Annotated in this window: 10 protein-coding genes; 1 reads left to right on the top strand and 9 read right to left on the bottom strand. The window is 65.0% G+C overall.

From position 1 onward, the window contains the following. Positions 1-48: 48 nt before the first annotated feature. The 8 genes from KY572_RS45850 to KY572_RS45815 form a co-directional block, all read right to left on the bottom strand. On the bottom strand, positions 49-1,476 hold the full coding sequence (locus KY572_RS45850; protein WP_224250138.1) for a DUF4407 domain-containing protein: 1,428 nt from the start codon (positions 1,474-1,476) through the stop codon (positions 49-51). Positions 1,477-1,481: 5 nt separating this feature from the next. After that, the gene (locus tag KY572_RS45845) at positions 1,482-2,471 is read right to left on the bottom strand and encodes a hypothetical protein (protein ID WP_224250137.1); all 990 of its coding nucleotides are present in this window, start codon (positions 2,469-2,471) and stop codon (positions 1,482-1,484) included. Positions 2,472-2,728: 257 nt separating this feature from the next. Then, positions 2,729-4,984, bottom strand: a complete 2,256-nt coding sequence (locus KY572_RS45840; protein ID WP_224250136.1) for a hypothetical protein — start codon at positions 4,982-4,984, stop codon at positions 2,729-2,731. Then, entirely contained in the window at positions 4,971-7,664 is a 2,694-nt protein-coding gene (locus KY572_RS45835; protein ID WP_224250135.1) for a hypothetical protein, read from the bottom strand. Before KY572_RS45835 ends, KY572_RS45840 begins: the two co-directional genes overlap by 14 nt. Positions 7,665-7,668: 4 nt before the next feature. Further along, positions 7,669-8,997: a hypothetical protein gene (locus tag KY572_RS45830; protein WP_224250134.1), complete on the bottom strand. Its 1,329-nt coding sequence runs from the start codon at positions 8,995-8,997 to the stop codon at positions 7,669-7,671. Between the two features lie 77 nt (positions 8,998-9,074). Beyond that, complete coding sequence (locus KY572_RS45825; RefSeq protein ID WP_224250133.1) at positions 9,075-9,914, bottom strand: serine/threonine-protein kinase; 840 nt, start codon at positions 9,912-9,914, stop codon at positions 9,075-9,077. A gap of 7 nt (positions 9,915-9,921) precedes the next feature. Beyond that, entirely contained in the window at positions 9,922-10,707 is a 786-nt protein-coding gene (locus KY572_RS45820) for a sigma-70 family RNA polymerase sigma factor (protein WP_224250147.1), read from the bottom strand. A gap of 2 nt (positions 10,708-10,709) precedes the next feature. Next, on the bottom strand, positions 10,710-14,156 hold the full coding sequence (locus KY572_RS45815; RefSeq protein ID WP_224250132.1) for a serine/threonine-protein kinase: 3,447 nt from the start codon (positions 14,154-14,156) through the stop codon (positions 10,710-10,712). 1,002 nt (positions 14,157-15,158) lie between these two features. On the opposite strand from KY572_RS45815, the gene KY572_RS45810 reads away from it, so the two are divergent. Beyond that, positions 15,159-17,417, top strand: a complete 2,259-nt coding sequence (locus KY572_RS45810) for a kelch repeat-containing protein (RefSeq protein WP_224250131.1) — start codon at positions 15,159-15,161, stop codon at positions 17,415-17,417. Between the two features lie 123 nt (positions 17,418-17,540). Here KY572_RS45810 and KY572_RS45805 read toward each other — a convergent pair whose 3' ends face one another. Then, on the bottom strand, positions 17,541-18,581 hold the full coding sequence (locus KY572_RS45805) for a C1 family peptidase (RefSeq protein WP_224250130.1): 1,041 nt from the start codon (positions 18,579-18,581) through the stop codon (positions 17,541-17,543). Positions 18,582-18,764: the final 183 nt, after the last annotated feature.

Below are 18,764 nucleotides of genomic sequence, written 5' to 3'. Positions count from 1 at the left end.
GAGCTGACCTATTCCCTCTTCTATGAGGTATTGTTGAAGGGGACGGGGTCAGTTCTTTGCGCTCTCCCGCCAAACGTTCTGATGTAGCACCGCATCCGGGTTGCCGGCCAGTGCTTGGCACTTCACTGAGTAGTAGTTCTTCATCTCTTCGCTCATGGTGAACTTGAAGAAGATAGCAAGGGATGGAATGGCCGCGGCAATGAGGAGTACCAAGAGCCATGGCCAGAACATGGAGACGTTAGCGTCCACCTCGCTCGTGGCCGACGCCGGTAGCCGCAACAGCACGATCGCTTCTTCCTTCCGAGAGGGCTCCACGTTCGTCGGCCAGCGGGGGGGCTTGCCCTGGGTCAGCTGGTAGAGGATGTGCATTCGCTCAATCAGGTCGGCCCGGCGCCATTGAAGCGGCTCGCCGCTCGGCGTCGTGACGGGATCCCCATAGTTTGCCCGGCGCAGATCGCTGATGAACTTCTCCATGGGTTTGGCTTCGGCTCGGATTCGCGCCGTTTCAGCAGCCTTCACTCCATTTGCGGTGTTGAGCTCTCGAGTGTAGGTGACGGAGGACTCCGTGAACTCGCGCTCGGCGTCGTCGAGAGCTTTCAGGGCCAGCGTCCTGTCGTCATCTGCAGCACCGAGGTTCTTTTTCGCGGCTCTCACCTTTCGGACATGCTGCTCGTACTGCTCGCGAGCGGCCTCCACTTTGTCCTGCGCCGTGGGATCGGCCTGCAGGCGATCCAGCTTGTCCTGCAGGTACTTCCTGTATCTCTCGGCTTCCTCCAGGTGCCGCTGTTGGCTCATGAACTCCCGCTCGGCCTGCTCTCGCCTCTGGAGCGCCGCATCGCGTGCAGCCTTCGCATCGTCGTAGCGGTTTTTGATGATGCTGGGGATGTTGTCTTCCGCCGATTTTTGCTCTGTGGACTGAGCCGCCTGCAGTGTCGCCTTGACGGAAGATACCTGGGCGACCGCCTCCTCGCGCAGGATCTCCTCCTTCAGCCGTTCATGGATGCTCGCGTCGAACACGAGCTGTTCGATAGGCTGGGCCGTGATGAGCGCGGACACCACCACCAGGAGCGCCCGTGCGGCGAAAGCCCACCACTTCGCCGCTCCTGGCCGATGAAGGTCCGTCGTGATGAGCCCCTTGTCGATCGCGAAGATGCCGCAGCCCCAGAGAAGCCCGAGGCCGATCGCGGCGAGAGTCCAAGCGTCAAAGGCGAATATCCCCTTGTGGAGCACATAGTTGAACAGCAGGCTCCAAGCCGCGGCCTCGAAGACGAAGACCACCCCGAGGATCAGGTAGGCAGCGGCCATCTCGGCGGCGACCCGCTCGCCGAGCAGAGTGTGCCCCCAGGTGTCCAGCCGAACGAGTCGGGCGAGCAGGTGGCTTCTTCGCGACCGGGTCTGGTGCACGAACAGTCGGAGGTGGGGGGGGGACTTGGGCTGGGTTGTCTGTATCGGGGTCGAGTTGATCGCCTTGGGCATAGGGTTCACCTCATGAACGGAAAAGAGTCGAGTGGCAGCGCCCGTTCCCGGACGAGCTCGCTCAGGTCATGCACCCGTTTGACCGGACCGCCACAGCGCCCCGTCGTGATGAAGCGGAGCGCCTCGTACACCCCAAAGCTGCTCCAGGCGCCGAGCCGCTCCTGAGCGTCGCGCCCGGCGCTCCACTCGGTGAAGGTCTGGCCAGACGAGCCTCGCAGGAATCCGCGGGCGCTCGAGACGCCCACCGCGAGCCGCGCCCGGCGTCCCATGACGGACCAGATGCGGCGGAGATTGCGCTCGCCGATGAGCTCCAAAGCCAGGGCGACCGGGTCGATGGCCTTGGCCACCGCAAGCGGAGACACGTCGAGATCCTGCTCCCTAAGCTGCCGAGAGACGGAGTGTGCGAGCTTGTCGATCTGGGTCAGCAGGATCAGGAACCTCACGCTGGCGAGGGGGACATGCCGCCCCACCTGTGGCCGCTGCGGGATCCAACGGAGAAGGCGTCTCCAGAACCCCGGGTTCTCCGGGCCGGAGAGGCTCGTGATGCTGTCTAGGATTGACCGCAGCTGCCGCTCGACCAGCTCGGCGGAGGACGCGGTCGAATCAAGCACGAGGATGATCGAGGAGGCTTCCTTCGCCTGCCCCAGGAGCCTGTTTCGCAAGTCCACGTTGACCTGAGTGCCCTGCTTGGGGAAGAGCAGGTCACCCGGAGTGTCAGTGCATTGGATTGTGGTGACGCGCTGCGAGGAGCGGAACCCGGGGCGCCGGGCTTGTACCGTGACCTCGAGCATGTAGTCGGTGCAGCCTAGGGTAGAATGGGGATCCTCGTCTCGAGTGACCCAGTCGACCGTGTAGCCCGACAGCAGGCTCTGCCCGTCGACGGTGAAGCCATGGCGAAGATTCAGCTGGCCGTCGTCGTCGAGAGGGCCGGCGTAGCAGGCGGGCTCGAGCGCGGCCAGCACGCAGGTCTTGCCAGCGCGTGGCGGCCCGATCACGATGCATGACTCTCTGCGGCCGCGCCGTGCCGCATGGCTCGTGGTGGACTGCCGCGACTGGCCGGCAGGGGTTTGCGTCGTGGGCGGTGGCTCGCTGATGGGCGGGCTCGGCTCCGGGGCGGGTGGTTTCGGAGGTGGAGAGCCACCCTCTGGATGGGACCGCGTTCTGTCGGAAGTCGCGTCCCGAAACGCCGCGTCCAGATCAGGAGGGGTGGCACCCTGCGCGGCTTCCCGATCACTGGCGGTTCCTGGCCCGGTCATGACTTGGAGTTCCGGTCAGGGTCCGTCGCCGCGGGAAGAGGTGGCGTGTCGGTCGAGGGTGGGGTGTCCGCCGTGAGCTTCTTGTTCGGCTTCTGCTGCGGGAGGCTCAGGTCGGTGGTGGACATCCCGAACGAGGTGCCGAAGCTGGAGCACAGTTCATCCACCTTCCGCCGTATCTTCTCGGCGTCCGCATGCTTCCCCCGCAGAATCAGCGTGCTCTCCTGCTGCCTCAACTCGGCGATCCGCGCCCGTTGCCATTCGCTTTGTTCCCCGAGGAGCCGGCGATTGTCGTCGAGCTGCTGCTGCAAGGCCTCTTGCTGGGCATCGAACAGGGCCTGCTCGCGGGTGGTGGGGTCGCGGTACCAGGCCACGATTGCGGTATCGAGCCCGATCCTGTCCCTCATCCGTTTCCGCAGACTGACAAAGATGAGCTCGCGCGCCTGCTCCTCGGTGAGGCCGATGGCTCCGTTGCCCGTGAGGAACTCCGAGAACAAATCCCTCGCTGCCGACGTGACGAAGGTGGTCACCGTCTCCAGGGTAGGCTGGAATGACTGAAAGCGAGGCCAGCCCTCGTCGGCGACACCGTGCACCTGCAACGTACCGTGATGCATGGTCCACCCGGGGTGACCCAGCAGGGGCACATTGACCTGGAACGGGATCGCGATGGCCTGGGTCAGCGCCAGGTAGGAATCCCGGATGGTTGACTTGCCCTGCTTGACCGTGAGCGTGAGCAGTTTCAGTCCATAGCGGCTCTCGAGCACGTTCTTGATAAGGTCGTACAGTTCGTCCGTCACCGGCCGCCGCTTGTCCTTGTCCTCCTGGGGCACGAGCACCTGCTTGCCCGTGTGGTCCACCGGTGGGCTGAAGCGGGTGAAGAGAAAACCCGGTGACACCGTGTGCAGGTAGGCGGTGGTCTCGTCGAGTACGACATCGTGGAAGAGCTTCTCGAGGTCCGCGCCCCGATTGAGTTCAGTCTTCACGGACTCCAGCTGGTCCAGCTGCAAGCGCAGAACCAGCTCGAGTCCCGTCTTCACGTGATCCACCGAGGTGGCGAACTGCCCCGAGACGACGAGCGGAAAGGGTTGTTTGAACCTGTGCTCAGGGAGTTCCGGAGTGGTGATCTGCGCTTTGACGGCATAGCCGATGGCGTCGGCGGCCTCCTGAAGCTCCTTGAGGATGAGTCGCTCCCAATCGGTCAGGTCGGCATGGAGCTGAGAGTAGCGCACGTGGAAGAGGCTCTGTTGCACAATGCGCCGGGCGCTGTCCTCGACCCATTGCTTGAGCGTCGGCGCGCCTGCACGGTGGTACCTGCCCTCGTCAGTCAGGGCGAGCTGGACGCGGGTGCGCAGGCTGACGGGACGCGGGTAGCCGCGGAGCTCGATTGTGAACGCTGACTCCTCATGCGCGAACCGAGCCACGTCCGGCAGTGGGGTTCGCAGGGTGATCGAGAGGGTCTTCAAGTTCAGGTACCACTGGGACAGCGACTGCTTCAGGCGCTCGCACAGCTCCTGTTGCAGCGAGCCCGTGAGTTCAGCACGGAAGCGCTGCAGCTTCACATCGACGAAGAACTCGCGGGTGACCGCTCGCAGGGTCTCCTTCAGGTGCGGCTGGCGCTTCATCGCGTCTGTGGCGCGGAATTGATCGTGAGCACTCACCGAGAGGACCACGCCGAGCTGCATGTTCAGCTCCGTCGCGTAGTCTTCCAGGTGCACCGGTACGTCAATGTCGAGTCGCGGCAGCGGGTGCTCCGAGAAAGTGGGGTCACCGAGCAGCCGTAGCTTCAGCTCGAGGCTCAGGCCGTACTCCTCCGAGATCCGCAGCTCCAGCTCGCGCGCAACGTCCACCGCACGCCCAGGCAGCCGGCTGAAGAACGTGGCAGCGGTTGTACGCGCGAATTGCTGCACAGCTTCGACCACCAGCTCCTCGAGTCGCTTCCCTGGGTTCTCGCCAGCCACGGCGCGGACCACCTCCAGGGCATGCTCCGGCGCGATCCATGCCTCGTAGTCGAGCTCGATGCGCAGCATCGTGCCATTGGCGGGATCCTTGACGCCGATGGGACCAATGGTGCCCTTCGCATCCGGGCTTGCCATGGGCGAGCAGGTGACATGGTAGAACTGCAGCCCTCCTGTCAGGAACAGGGGGAGCTTCTCCAGGAACGAGTCGATCGCTGGATCATAGATGAAGTGCGAGGCGTTGCCGGGTTGATAGGCCTTCCGTTCGAGACGTCGCACCAGCTCGTCAAGCTTGATCATGGCTGGACTCCTCTAATGCTGACGGGTTCATCCCGGCCTGCAGCTGCTCGATCCGCTCGCGCCGCGTGGCCATCGCGTCCAGGATCTGAACCTTCTCCGCGTCGCCGAGCCGCTGCTGCTCCAGCACCTGGGCCTCGGAGGCCAGCATCACCTTGCCCAGGATGCCCAACCAGAGCTGCACAGAGCTCTGCTGCTCCTCGTCGAGGGTAGAGCGGAGGGCGGCCGCCATGGCGGGTACTGCGTCCGCCTGATCCGCGAACAGCTCGCACCACGCCGCCAGCGTGAGCGCTGGGAGCAGGAAGTGAGGGAACGAGGTGTTGTCGATGTCCGAGCCCAGCTCGTTCACTGTCTTGTTCCACGCTCCGACGACGACCTCGAGCCAGGCTCCCAGAGCTGGGACCTCGAAGGAGTCCTTCTCTGGCGGCAGCAGGAACACCGCCAACAGCTCTCCCCGGTGGGCGTGGTGCTCGGTGAACAGGGTCTTGACGATCTCCCGGCGAAGCAGGACCTCGACCAGAGAGCGGATTGCGGCAGTCCCACCTCGTGCCGTGAATCGCTTCAGGAAGCTCTCGACGGCGGAGACACTCTGGGAGCGGACGCCCGAGGCGAAGTGGATGGAGGCGATGCACCACCCAGTGACGATCCGCTGCGCGATCACAGAGCCCCAGCCACCGCCCTGCTTCTCCTTGGGCAGCCAGGACTTGAGCCGCTCGAAGTCGGCCGATGCGTCGCTCGCCTCGCTCTGCAGGCTGCGCTGAAGAACCTGCACCGCTCTGTCACGCGGCTCGTCGTTCCCCCGTTCGATCACCTGGCGAATCCAGTGCCACAGATCGAAGCCCGGTGCGTCCCGCAGCTGCCAGGCCAACTCCAGGAGCAAGGTCGCCGCGCGCGTGGAGCCCACCCGGCACAGCTTCTCGAAGATCGCGTTCACCAGGGAGGGGTCGCGTTGGCTCAGCTGCTCGTTCAATCCGGAGGCGCTGGCGGGCCCGACGTTGATCAGGCGGCGGAGCAGGCTGCTCGCCCCGGCCAGATGACGGGTGCCGAGCATCTCCAGGTGCATTCCGGCGGTATCCTCCGTGAGCGGGATGTCCTGCGTCTCCGGGTCGATCCGGAACAGCATCCCCAGCAGCCACTCCGCGTTGTATCGGATCGGATCCTGAGTGGCGGCCATCGTGACAAGCTCGATCACCGCATGGCTGAGCGCCTCGCTTCGATCGAACAGGAGACCGGCCGTCCGGATCCGCTCGAGCTGCTGGTCGAGGAACATCGGCGCTTCCTCGAAGAGCAACTTCAGCTTGGAGGCCATGCCGAGTCCCTGGAAGTCGATGCCCCTGCTTCCATCAGGAAGCAGCTGCAGCTCCAGGTGGGAGTTCTTCATGATCGGACGCAGCCTCTCCCGCCATTCCTTCGCGAGTGGGATCCGGGTCTGCACCGGTCGGGTGTTGCTGTCAGCAGGAGTACCGGGAGGGAGGCTCCATTCGGTGCGCTCCCGGCCCTCGAGGAGCTTCTCCACGGCGCGGACAAAGTCGTGCTGGCTGAGCTGGGGCAGAAAGGTGGCAACGAAGACCGCCGTGAGCAGTGCTTCATCCGCGCCGTTCGTGGCATCGAGCGCAGCTCTCACCCGCGTGATCAACGCCTCTGGATCGAGGTCACCGCTCTGGAGCAGATCCCGCAGGCGTTGCCGACCGACTTCCCCGGTCCCGGGGGCGGCAAGCCGTTTGTAGATCTCCTTCTCGTTGCCATCCCAACCTTCGCGCTCGAGGAATTTCTGGAGCTTTGCCGCGTACACGGCGGCTTCCTCGGGAAAGTGCCTGCGCAGCCACAGCTCCAGGAACCTGATCTGGAGGACTTCGCCGAGGAACCCTCGCTCGGAGTGATCACGCCGGAGGTGCTCAAGCGCGGAACCCCGCGGGAGGAGGATCAAATGCCTCTCTTTCTCCCTCAGCTTGTTGCTGAGTTCCTGCGTCTTGATGTCCGTCTGAAAGAGTCGATCGATGAGCTTCTGTCCTCGATCTCCTTGCAACACCAGCAGCATCACACATGGCCCATCTTTGATCTGGGGATGGATGATGTTGGCGGGTGTCCAGTCAGCGGTGTCCTCCTCAGGTACTCCGCTCGTGGCGGCCTCGGTGGGGTCGGGGGAGCTGCCGGAGACCAGCCCCCGCACAGGGGTTGTCTGGAGCTTCGCGCGTTGGATGACTTCCGCCGCCGCCGCCCATTGCAGCTCGCTGTCGATACACTCGATCACAAGGATATGGTTCTCGAACAGCTGATCCGCGGCGCGAGTGATGGCGTCGTTGAGCGGTTTCTCGATACCTCCCTTCAAGAGGTCGCTGAGCGGATTAGGCAGTACGCGCAGGCCTTCAGAAACAGGCCAGTCCACCGGTGGCGGCTGGCGAACCACACGCGGGGGAGGGAAGTGCCTGGCAGCCTCGGTGTCCCTCTGCGCCAAGGACATGAGCCTGTCGAACTGCTCCTTCGGCACGTTGATGAAGTTGTTGTGGTAATTGTTCTGGTTGCCGATCGAATTGAAAGTGGCATTGCTTCCACCGGCTTTATTCGAGATGACGGGACCTGTCGTCGCCCCGTCCGTGGCAGGCTCTGTCAGAGCTGCACCGCCACCCGTGCCTTGGGCCTTGGGGGCAGCCCCTGGAGAAGCAGGATCGTTATGCTCGGCCATGGCCCTACTCGGCCTCCGTTCCCGTGAGATTTGGTCTTCTTACGACCATGTGGACGGTCTGGTGGCCGATGCTAGACACGTTCGCGTTGTCTCCCGTGATGGTGTTGGAGATCACGCCCGCAGGAACTCCTGCAGTCGGAGCCTTGGGAGCTGGACTCTGGACCGCCGCGGCGCTCGCGTTGCCAGGGCGCTTCGTCGATTGCTCCAGCCAGGGAGCCAGCGCACCCATGGAGAAGAACAGGGCGAAGAACCCCTTCTTCACCCTGTCCAGGTCGTTCTCGCGCAGGGCCTCCAGCACCTCCAGGGCCTGCCCAGGGGTCGACCTGAACAAGCGGCTGTTCGTGTAGATCGCGATCTCCAACTCGGAGGCGCGGGACAGCTCCGAGAGCAAGGCGACGCTCCGCAGCGTGCCGCTGCGCTCCTCCACCCGCAGCGGGATCCCCGGTGCTTCCACGATGACTCGCCTGCCCAAGCCGAACTCTCTGAGGGGCAGCCCCTTCGGCGCGGAAGCCGCACGCGCGTGCTGCATGTGCCAGATGAGGTAGCGGCGCAGGCGACGCTCGGGGAGTTCCCTGAGCGGGAAGCGGCCCTCGAACTCGTCGAATGCGGAGATACCCCCGAGCACGGTCCTGACGATCTCGGCGAGCACCCCCACTTCGCCCTTGTCCCTCACGTAGCCCTGCTCTTTGTCGCGCCGCCATTGCAGGCAGCCTTGGATCGAGAACGTGTCCGCGTCGTAGTCGATGCCTTCGAGCACGAAGCCCGCTCGGCCAATGCCCCGGTAGCTGTAGCCGGTCAGTCTCTGGCCGATGTGGTAGCCCTCGTGCAGCAGGAAGAGCCGAAGGAACTCCTCCCATGTGGCCCCCAGGCGCTGTTTCGCTTGGCTGAGCGCCCACAGGAAGGGGCGGGTGAACGACAGCCTCTTGCCGATGTAGTCGAAGACGAACCCGTCGGCGCTGTCCTCCGAGGTGGTGGAGATCTCCGCATGGAGGAAGTAATCCCCCCCAGCAAGTGCCGCAAGCTGCTTCAGGGCCGGGCGCCGGAGAAAGTCTGAGAGCTGCCTGTGCATGCGCTGGATGTCGGCGAGCGTGCTGTCGATGCGCAGATGCTGGTCCTGCGAGAACGCATCGGCTGAAGCGGGCAGGCGAGCTGCCTCTGTGCGCTGGGGTGGGTGTACTGGCTTCTCGGGTTGGTGCGTTGGAGTGCTCATCTGGGGCCTCAGAAAAGAGGACGCAAATGAGGAACAAATGCCATCGCGGCCAGGTGCTTTTTCTCGTTGAGTTACGCGCTCAGCTCCTGCTGCACCTCTCTCGTCCACCTGTGAGGACGCCATAAAGCGAGGGACCCCATCGTAGCCCCGTGCATTTTTTCCTTTTTCAAGGAAGCGCCGACAGGTGGCTAGCAGGCCGCCTACAGCTGTTGCAGCAGTTCGCCTAGGGTGAGGCGCTTCTCGGCCTCCTTCTCCAACATGCGGGCCACTAGGTCCCGTACGGGCTCAGGGGCCACGTCCTCGAGAAGCGCCAGCGGAGGTTTCAAGAACAGGTGCTGGTACATCAGATCCTGCTGTGCGTCGTCACTGAAGGGTACACGCCCGGTCAGCATCTCGAACCAGAGGACTCCCAGCGAGTAGACGTCGGCTGCAGGACCCACACTCTTGGAGCGGACCCACTGCTCTGGTGCGATGTATTCCCTTGTCCCCAGCAGTGCGCTGCCTGCCGTCGAGACGGGGAGGGCAGGAGTCAGTGCACCTTCTCCCTTGCCGCGCTTGGCGAGCCCCAGATCCGCGAGCTTGACGATCCGGGCTTCCGCTTCACGCCGTGCCAACAGCACATTGGCGGGCTTCAGATCGCGGTGAATGATCTCGTGCGCGTGCAGCACGGCCAGGGCTCCCGCCAGCTGACGGATGATCTCCACGCAGGCCTCGGGTGGCAGGCGCCGTCCTGCCTCCGTGAGTACCTCGTGCAGGTTCGCTGGAAGCCACTCCAGAACCATGAACGGCGCGCCTTGGGGAAGAACACCTGAGGTCAGCACTGCTACCAAGTGCGGGTGCCGCAGCCGCTGGAGATCCTGTGCCTCGTTGATGAACCGCGCCACCACCTCTGCGTGGATGCACAGCTCGGGGCTGAGCACCTTGATCGCCACCTGTTCGCCGCTCTCGGCGTGGCGCCCTTCATACACATGGCTGGTGGCACCCACGGCGGCGCGTCGGACGACGACGTACAGGCCTGCGTGGTCTCCTGGAGAGATCATTGGTGCGTCAGCCCTTCGGTTTCGAGGAGGAGCCAGTGCGCTTCAGCGCCTTCAGCCGCTCCACCCAGCGGAGCATCTCCCGGAGCTCATCGGCGCAGTGCGGGTAACTCGCGACGAAGGCCTTTGGATCGACGTCCTCGCCCGCTTCGCACTTCCGGAGGAAGATCCGGAAGGCCGCCTCCGTGGCGGAGCTCGTCTCTCCAGACGCGCTCTCCTTCAGGCCTGCCACTCCCCGCTGCAGCAGCGAGTCGACAGCGGCGATCGTGGAGCGCCCCAGCTGCTTTGCCACCTCGGCCTTTGTTAGGCCCTCAATGAAATAGAGTCGTACTGCTTCACCCTGATCTCCCTTGAGTGAGAAGAGCTTCGTCCAGACTAGGCGCCGCTCCTCGTTGTGGGCGGTGTGCTGGCTTGGGCTCGGCTGCGCCGCTCGCACTTCCAGCGCCTCATCGGCATCCAAGGGGACGGTGGCCACAGCGCTGCGCTTCTGGCTCCCCTCCTTCCGGAGCATCTGCTCGGCTTGATGGAGGACGATGCTCCGGAGCCAGCCGTCCCACTCGCCCTTGGAGCTCCCCTTAAAGGAGATGAAGCGCTGGTACACCAGGAGCGCCGCCTCCTGGGAGATGTCCGAGGGGCGCACACCGCCCGGTCTCTCCAGGCACCCGCGCTCTTCGGCCCACATCCCCATCTTGCGCTGGTAGCGGCGGATCAGCTCCTCAAGCGATCCTTCCTCCCCCGCACGCGCCTGGCGGATCAATTCCTCGATGGACCTTCCTGGCACCGGCGGCGGCCCCATGTTCACTTTCCCTCCGGTGGACATGAGTGGCTCAGGGGGTTGAAGCGCACATCCGCGTCGTCCTCTTTCCGGAATGGTTTGACCAGCTTGCACCGCTCTGAGCGGAGGCGCTCGGCTTGCTCATGTGCTCCACGGGCCTGGAGGGACTCCTCGTGGCTCTGCAAGGCCTTGGCAAGAGCGATGGCGTAGCGCTTGTTGAGAGGCTCCCCCTCCCGTAGCGAGCGCCCATGGGTCTCCGCCTCCTTGAAATGCTGGTCCGCAAGTTCAGTCCTCTTTTGTGCGTCCCGCAACCTCCCGAGCCTGACAAGTGTCAAGGCAAGAGACAAGCGATAGACCTGATTGCCAGGCTTCGCCTTGACACAGTCTTGCCCCAGATCGAAGGCCTGCTCGAGGTAGCGCTCCGCAACGTCCAATTTATCGTCCCCTTTGCCCGCACTGAGGACGACCTCTCCACGGTTACTTAACGCCTCCGCGAGGAGATACCGGTTGTAGTGGTCTTCTTTGCCGTTCTGATTTTCTTGGTGCAGGCGGATGGCGCTCTCATACGCTTGAGCAGCATCATCCGTGTGTCCAAGCTGGAACTGCAACTCGGCCCACTCGGAGTGGCTTACAGCCTTGGTGCGTCGGTCATCTACTGAGTCCTTAGTCTTCACGCCAGGGTGGTCTAGCAGTTTCAGCGCCTGGGTGAAGTGAGCGCTGGCACCATGGGTATCGCCTCGCGCCAGTGCCACCTTGCCACGCTTTGAATGATTGAGTGCCAGTTCCTTCTGCCACTCTCCGTCCTCTGAGTGGAGCGTGAGTCCTGCATCCAGTTGTTCTCGTGCAGCCCGCAGGAAACCGTCTGCCTCTGCAAGCGTATCATCGTGGAAGGCGAGGTCCGATTGTCTGTGGCGAAGGCGGATGCGAGTCAGCTGAGCCTTGGGATCCTGACGCTCGTGCTCGGACAGGGAATTCAAGGTTTTTTCGAAGATCTGAAGCATTCGTCGCCGCGCTTCCAGCGTGTAGGGCGCGCGGCTGAACTCCCAGTCCAGGCCCCCCACGAAGCTCTCAAGAACGTCGAGGCTCCGATGGAGCGCCTGCATGGCAAGCCGCTCCTGCTCAATACGTCCCGTGAAGAAAACGATGAGCAGCCCCGCCGCAATGGCGGCGGTGGCCATGCGCGCCCGCTGGGCCCATGCGCGCTGCCGCTCCAGCCGCTCGGCCGCCTGGAGGAAGCGAGCCTCGCGGGAGCTGAGCTTTCGTGCCAGTGAGCCACCGCCCTGCGGAGCGTCCATTGCGCCCCGGTAGTGCTGGAGCAGGGTACCCGTGGGCAACCCCTCCGTCGGGCACTGCCTCTGCTCCCAGACCAGCGCGATGGCCTCGAGATCCGCCTGCCGCTCCAGCAGCGGCCGGTCCTGCTCGATCCACTCGGCCAGGGACGGCACCTTGTGGAGCAATGTCTCGTGGACCAGCTCCACTCGTTGGCGCGAAGGCTCTGCCTCGGCAGACAGCAGGACGAGCCGCAGTCCCTGCTGTGCCTCGGAGTCGTTCCCCGTACGCATCCCCGTCAGCCGCAGCAGTACCTGCTCTGCCAGCTCGTCACCGCCCGCGGCTGAGAGCACCTGCTCCCGAGATCGCGGGCGTCGTGTGTCCGGCACACCGCGGCCCACCTGCACCAACTCCAACAGCAGGCACCGGGCGCGCTCTTTGCCTTCAGCCCCCAGGCTCTCCAGCAGCCCCTCGGCTTGCCGCGCGAGCGCTCCACCTACCCCGCCGATGCGCTCATAGTGCTCGAGCGTGAGTGGCTTGCCCGCGCTGAGTGTCCACAGCTCCCGTAGCGCATGCCCCAGCAGCGGCAGCCGTCCACCCTCACCCTGGGTGTCACGCACCATTCGTTCTGCCAGCCCCCTGCCGAGCGGCAGCCCCGCATGTCGGGCTAGGCCCTGGATGACCTGCGCTAGCGCTTCCTCCTCCATAGGCAGCACGGGATAGCGCGCGGCGCCATGGAACTGGTGCGCCAAGCCCGGCAGTTGCTTCAGCCGGTGGAGGAAGTCGCTGCGCAGGCTCGTGAGCAGCCGGAGCGGGCACTCGGGCGCGGCTAGTGCGGCAGCCAGCCGCGCATCCAGCCAGTCGCGGACATCCGCGTCGAGCGTGAACAGCTCCTCCATGGGATCGATCACCAGCAGGAGCAGGGAACCCTGGGGAGTGTGCGAGGTGACGAAGTCCCGGAGCGCCTCCGGACTGGCCGTCAGCGCGCGCTCCACCTGCTCCTCCGACATCTTCTCGGCCCCCGCATTCGCATAAGCATCGGTCAGCGCCCGGGCGAGGTTGCGCGCCGGTGCCTCCATGCTGCGCATGGTGGCTATGATCCACCGCGCTTCCCCCGGCTCCTGGGACTCCTGGAGCCGAGGCAGCACCCCGGCTCGGAGCAAGGATGACTTGCCCACTCCACTGAGCCCTTCCACCTGCACCCAGCGCCTCCTGCCGACGCGAGCCTCGCCGAGCAGCTCCAACAGCGCTCGTGTCTCCTCCTTGCGGCCAAAGAACAGCTCCGCTGCTTCCTCCGTGAACGGAGCCAGCCCGGGGACAGGACAGCCCTCCTTCACATGCTCCCAGGAGATGGCGAGCACCTCCCGGCAACGTGGCATCGTGGGCCGCGCCCCGGGTGTCTTGGCGAGCATGGTATCCACGAAGGCACAGAAGGCTGCCGGGAGCGTGGGCACCCACTGCTTCAGGGAGGGTGGCGTCTCGTGCTGATGGGCCGTCAGGAGCTTTACTGGGTCGTCAGCGACAAAGGGCGCGTGGCCCGTGAGCAGTTCGAAGAGCAGCACCCCCAACGAGTAGACATCCGCACGACCATCCACGGATGAGGGGTTGAGCTGCTCCGGGGCCATATAGGTGTATGTGCCGAGCAAAGTCGACGCGTGGGTGTGGACCTGGGTGGCGGCCAGTACTCCGTCCGCAATGGGGGGAAGCTTGGCAATGCCGAAGTCGAGCAGCTTCACCCGGTAGCCCAGGGGAGCCGCCGTCTCGGGGCAGAGGAAGACGTTCTCCGGTTTCAGATCCCGGTGGACGATGTTCCGGGCGTGGACGTCCGCCATCACGGATGCAATCTGCCTGCAGAGGATGAGTGCGGACGAGAGAGAGACAGGACCGGTCTGGCCGTGCATCCACTCGCGCAGGGACTGGCCGTGGAGGAGCTCCATGGCAAGGAAGGCCGTATCCCCGGTCCGATCACAGTGGTACACCCGAACGACACCTGGGTGATTGAGCTCGGCTAGGGCACGCGCCTCCTGGAGGAAGCGTGCTACGCGCTGGGGGTCGCCTTCCGGATCGGGCAACAGGAGCTTGAGGGCTACCTCCTGTCCCATGTTCTCGTGGACGGCGGCGAAGACCTGGCCCATTCCACCACTGCCTATCAAGCGCAGTAGCCGGTACGGGCCAACGTGGGTAGGGGTGGGACGCTCCATGATGGTGGCTGGATGGACTCTTGCTGGGGGAGACGGAAAGCCTGCGCCATCCGATTGTTCTCCGTCTAGCCCTTCACGGCGGGTGTACGCGGCGCTGTGGAGTACCTCTCCAGGGGCCTTAAGGCTGGCCATAGCCTCAGTAGATCGACGAGCCCTTGAAGCAGTCGCTGGCGCTGCGATGGGATGGCCATGTGCCCCGTATGTGCCCCTCCGGCGCGGAATCAGGCGGAACCAGGTGGGACAGGATGGGACGGGGCTGGAGGGAGAACCCGAGAGAAATCAAGGCGATAGCGGGTAAGGGCGCGTCCTGCTTGAGGTTTCCTACCGCCGTGCCTCGGGTTCGATCCCCGGCTCGTGCATTCTTAACCCACGGACTTTACTGGGAAATTCCTCCCAGCCCGGTCCGTGTGTCCCTCGAGCGCCCGGACAGTGCCCTCTCATCTGCAGGTGGTTGGCGAACGTGGGCTGTAGCCTGGGCCAGCCGATGGGCCTCGGGCCTCGGGCCCCGGGCTCGCCCGCTCGCAGGCCCGGAGGAGGGCCTTCCCGCAGGTGTCCTGCTCAAGGTTGGTTCCCCTCCTGCGCGGCGTGCCTTCCAGTAGGTCGAGGGGGAATCTCAGCCCCTCAAGCCTCGTCATCAGCGCGATTCCTCAAGGGGCGCCACGCGAAGAGCGCCATCATGAGCCCATGGGCTCCTCCTCTTGGAGGTGGACGGCTCACGAAACACCGCTGTGGGTGGGCGTACCCAGGAAGAGGCTTGCAGCGCTGGCTGCGGCTTCAGCGCAACGCGCGCCTGCCTCACGCAAGGCCAACCTCCGTCAGGCACGAGACGGCCCACGGGATGTCTGGGCCATAGGCAGATCATCGCGCCACAACCCATACTCCGCGCCTGTTCGATAGCGCGGCGGGCACGGCACCGGTGTGTCTGCTCGCCTCCGCTCACCCCCTTACCAGGCTCGTTTTCACGGTCGATGAAGGGGCCACGCTGTAGTGGAGGAAACCCTCATGAGGAAAGCACTTGCTCCCTTGATGTTGGCGCTCACTCTGGCGTTGCAGGCGGGCTGCTCTCCCTCGTCTTCGTCTTCCGGCACCGGCTCGGCGCGGTTCGCCGTCTCCGAGCTGAAGTCCCTCTCCTCGGAAATCTCCCGCGTCTCTGTCACCTCCAGCGCCGTGGACATCCCCTCCGTTTCCATCGATCTGGCTCCCACCCAAGGTATCTGGGGCGGCATCATCGGCAACCTCCCCGCTGGCGCCGACCGCTCCTTCCTGGCGCAAGCCTTCGACGACTCGGGCACCCTGCTCTTCGAAGGCTCCGCCTCCGGCGTGACCATCTCCGCGAATCAGACAACCCTCGTCGCCATCACCCTCCAGCAAGTCAACCCTCCGCCTCCCTTCGAGAATGAGGCTCCGCTCATTGACTCCCTGGTGGCCTCCTCCACCACGATCCCCACGGCTGGCTCCATCACCCTGGTCGCCTCCGCCCATGATCCCAACCCGGGCGACACCCTCTCGTACGCATGGAGTGCCACCGCAGGCACCTTCTCCTCGCCCTCGGAGGCCGCCACCTCGTGGACCGCGCCTGTCTCCACCGGTATCCAGACCCTCACCCTCACCGTGACGGACTCCCGTGGCCTGGCCTCCAGCATCGTCCTGGCCGTCAACGTCACCCTGAGCGGAGGAGAGGGGGATGCGCAGCTGTCCATCTCCTTCAACAGGTCACCCCTGGTGGCCGCTCTCAGTGCCAGCCCCACGCACCTGGTCGTCGGCCAGACCACTTCCGTGTCCGTCGCGGCTTCCGATCCGGACGGTGACAGCCTTTCCTATTCCTGGAGCGCCTCCTGCGCCGGCACCTGGACCCATGCCTCCGCCAGCTCGGCTCGGTTCACTCCTTCGCTCGTGCCCGCTGGCTCCTGCAACAACTGCCGCCTGAGCGTCTCGGTGTCGGACGGACGAGGCGGGCAGTCCACGGGCACCGTCGCCCTGTGCGTCCGCAGCACTCCCCCGGTCAATCACCTCAACCCTGTCATCATCCGCTCCTACCGCTCCTCGGATACCGCCTCGCCAGGCCAGGAGCTCACCTTCGAGGTGGTGGCCAGCGACCCGGAGGGCTCTGCCCTCACGTTCTCCTGGGCAGCCGCTACCGGCTCGCTGGGCACTCCCTCCAGTGATGCCTCTCGCAGCCGCATCACCTGGACAGCCCCCGCCTGCGTCAGCACCAGCGCGCCCCCGACCGTTACCGCCACTGTCACCAACGCCTTCAGCCTCGCCACCTCCCGGAGCTTCACTGTCACCGGGCTGCCGACCTGTTCCTCGGGGCGCTGGGACCCGACGGGCCCCATGCTCGGTGGGCCTCGCTGGGGCCATGTCTCGGTACTGCTGCCCGATGGCAAGGCCCTCGTCGCCGCGGGCAGCGCCCAGAAACGGAGCTTCTTTCTCGATACGGCGGAGCTGTACGATCCGAGCTCGAACACCTGGAGCGAGACGGGCCGCCTGGTCGAAGCCCGCTTCTCCCCCACGGCGACGGTGCTGCCCGACGGCAAGGTGCTCGTCACGGGCGGAGAGAGCCGCGCCCTCATCACCCAGACGGCGGAGCTGTACGACCCGGCCACCGGCACCTGGAGCTACACCGGCTCCATGTTGGAGCGCCGTGAGAACCACACGGCCGCGCTGCTGCCCAACGGCAGGGTGCTCGTCGCGGGAGGAAACTACCTCTTTGGCAGCGTCCTGACGGCGGAGCTGTACGATCCGGCTACAGGCACCTGGAGCTATACCGGTTCGCTGCTCGAGCCCATCGGCGGCCCGGCCACGCTGCTGCCCAACGGCAAGGTGCTCGTCCTCTCCGAGGGGGGAACTGCGGCGCAGTTGTACGACCCAGCTACGGGGACCTGGAGCCATACCGGTTCCCCGCTCGAACCCATTGGCGGCCCGGCGACGGTGCTCCTCAATGGCCAGGTGCTCGTCGCGCGGGGAATGACAGCGCAGCTCTATGACCCGGCTTCGGGCACGTGGAGCCATACAGGCTCTCCGCTCCAGCCCGTCGGCGACTCGGCGACGCTGTTGCTCGACGGGAGGGTGCTTGCCCTGGGGCAGTCGACGGCGCAGCTGTACGAGCCGGCCACGGGCACCTGGAGCACCGCCCCCCCCACGGCCATCCATCGTGGGTATTTCACCGCCACGCGGCTGCTCGACGGCCGGGTGCTCGTCGCCGGAACACCCCCCAACACAGAGGAAGATTTCGAATCGGCGGAGGTGTACACGCCCTGAAGGAGGACCACCGGGGCAGCAGTGCCACGGTGGACCGATGGAGCAGCGCACCAGGTACCGCGGCTGGTGGAGTGTGGCGCGGCGCTGACGCGCCGCTGCCAGCCTTCAAGACGGACGGCACTCTCAGTGGTGCATCGTCTCCAGTCCGAAGCGCCGCGTATCCACCCATCTCATGCCCAGGATGGACCAGAAGTCGACCGCCAGGGAGTTCTGCACGTATTCGTAGGGCAGCCAGCCATAACCCTGGTCCCCCCAGTCGGCACCCCACGAATTGCGAATGAGGAGGGCGCCTGTCGACTTGAGGCCGCACCGCTTGTTCGTGATGGTGATGGTGTCGTCATACCCGACCGCGGCGACGGCATGTCCCCAGATGGCTTGCTCGTCCTTGCAAGGCACCGGGAACGCGCCGCGGACATCCCCACTCTGCCACGAGGGGAACCCGAAGAAGCCGAACATACAGGGGACGCCATGGGCGAGGTACGTCTTGACGCTCTTCAAGACGGTGTCGGGAGTGACGCCCGACGGATCGTGGCGGAAGTAGGAGATGGCCTCATAGTTCTCGGCCAGCTCGTAGACGAACGTGCTCGGCTCATCGTCGAATCCATGCGGAGTGTTCAGCCCGGGTTTTGCGACGGTGGTGTAGGGCCAGTACTTCTCCGGAGGGACGCCGCAGTAGGTGAGCGCTGCCATGGTGTATCGCAGATAGGCGCCCGTATCCCCCTGTACGTTCATGAGGTTGCGCGTGACCTTGTAGACGAACAACTTCGAGCCCTCGACGTAGGACTCGTAGGAGCGGTTCTGGAAGTACTCGACGATGCCTACCGCGGCGTGCGCCGTGCATGAGCCGAGTGCGCCCTGGTTGTCGATGGGCGAGCAGTACCTCCTCAAGTCGATGCTCGAGGGCAGCGCCGCGGCGAAGTGTCCAGGCGAGATGCCGAGCCTGGCCGACATCTCCGCGACCACTGGAGTCACTGGGGTGTAGTCCCGCAGGTCGGGCATGGGAGGCAGCCAGCCGGTGCCGAACACCATGCCCTTCTCGGGCTGCACCACCTTTTCGTAGGCCGCGTAGGGGCCGGTGGCCCCCCGAGCCGGGGCAATCGTCTGCTGGGGAGAAATGCGCCCCTCCACACTCTCGAACTCCGGGGAGCCAAGATCGTTGGCCATTGTCATACTCCTTTCGGTCGGAGATTGCTGGCGACGCCAGACCGAATGGCGCCGGCCAGGACCCAGTGCAAGGCGGAGTCCAGCATTCCATCCGTGGCGATTGTCCCGGTTGAGCGCTCATCCGCGCGCCGGGGGACGAGTGCCGCGTTCGCTCCTCGACCTGGTGGATGCAAGCAATCGATG

The sequence above is a fragment of the Hyalangium gracile genome (genome assembly GCF_020103725.1).
Lineage (GTDB): Bacteria > Myxococcota > Myxococcia > Myxococcales > Myxococcaceae > Hyalangium > Hyalangium gracile.
Note: the sequence above shows the minus strand (reverse complement) of the source record. Positions and strands in the feature narration are given on the sequence as shown.

Bases quoted from the DNA above. Each gene is read 5' to 3' on its own strand.
- KY572_RS45850 (WP_224250138.1), bottom strand. From the start codon at position 1,476: ATGCCCAAGGCGATCAACTCGACCCCGATACAGACAACCCAGCCCAAG.
- KY572_RS45840 (WP_224250136.1), bottom strand. From the start codon at position 4,984: ATGATCAAGCTTGACGAGCTGGTGCGACGTCTCGAACGGAAGGCCTAT.
- KY572_RS45835 (WP_224250135.1), bottom strand. From the start codon at position 7,664: ATGGCCGAGCATAACGATCCTGCTTCTCCAGGGGCTGCCCCCAAGGCC.
- KY572_RS45830 (WP_224250134.1), bottom strand. From the start codon at position 8,997: ATGGCGTCCTCACAGGTGGACGAGAGAGGTGCAGCAGGAGCTGAGCGC.
- KY572_RS45825 (WP_224250133.1), bottom strand. From the start codon at position 9,914: ATGATCTCTCCAGGAGACCACGCAGGCCTGTACGTCGTCGTCCGACGC.
- KY572_RS45820 (WP_224250147.1), bottom strand. From the start codon at position 10,707: ATGGGGCCGCCGCCGGTGCCAGGAAGGTCCATCGAGGAATTGATCCGC.
- KY572_RS45815 (WP_224250132.1), bottom strand. From the start codon at position 14,156: ATGGAGCGTCCCACCCCTACCCACGTTGGCCCGTACCGGCTACTGCGC.
- KY572_RS45810 (WP_224250131.1), top strand. From the start codon at position 15,159: ATGAGGAAAGCACTTGCTCCCTTGATGTTGGCGCTCACTCTGGCGTTG.
- KY572_RS45805 (WP_224250130.1), bottom strand. From the start codon at position 18,581: ATGGCCAACGATCTTGGCTCCCCGGAGTTCGAGAGTGTGGAGGGGCGC.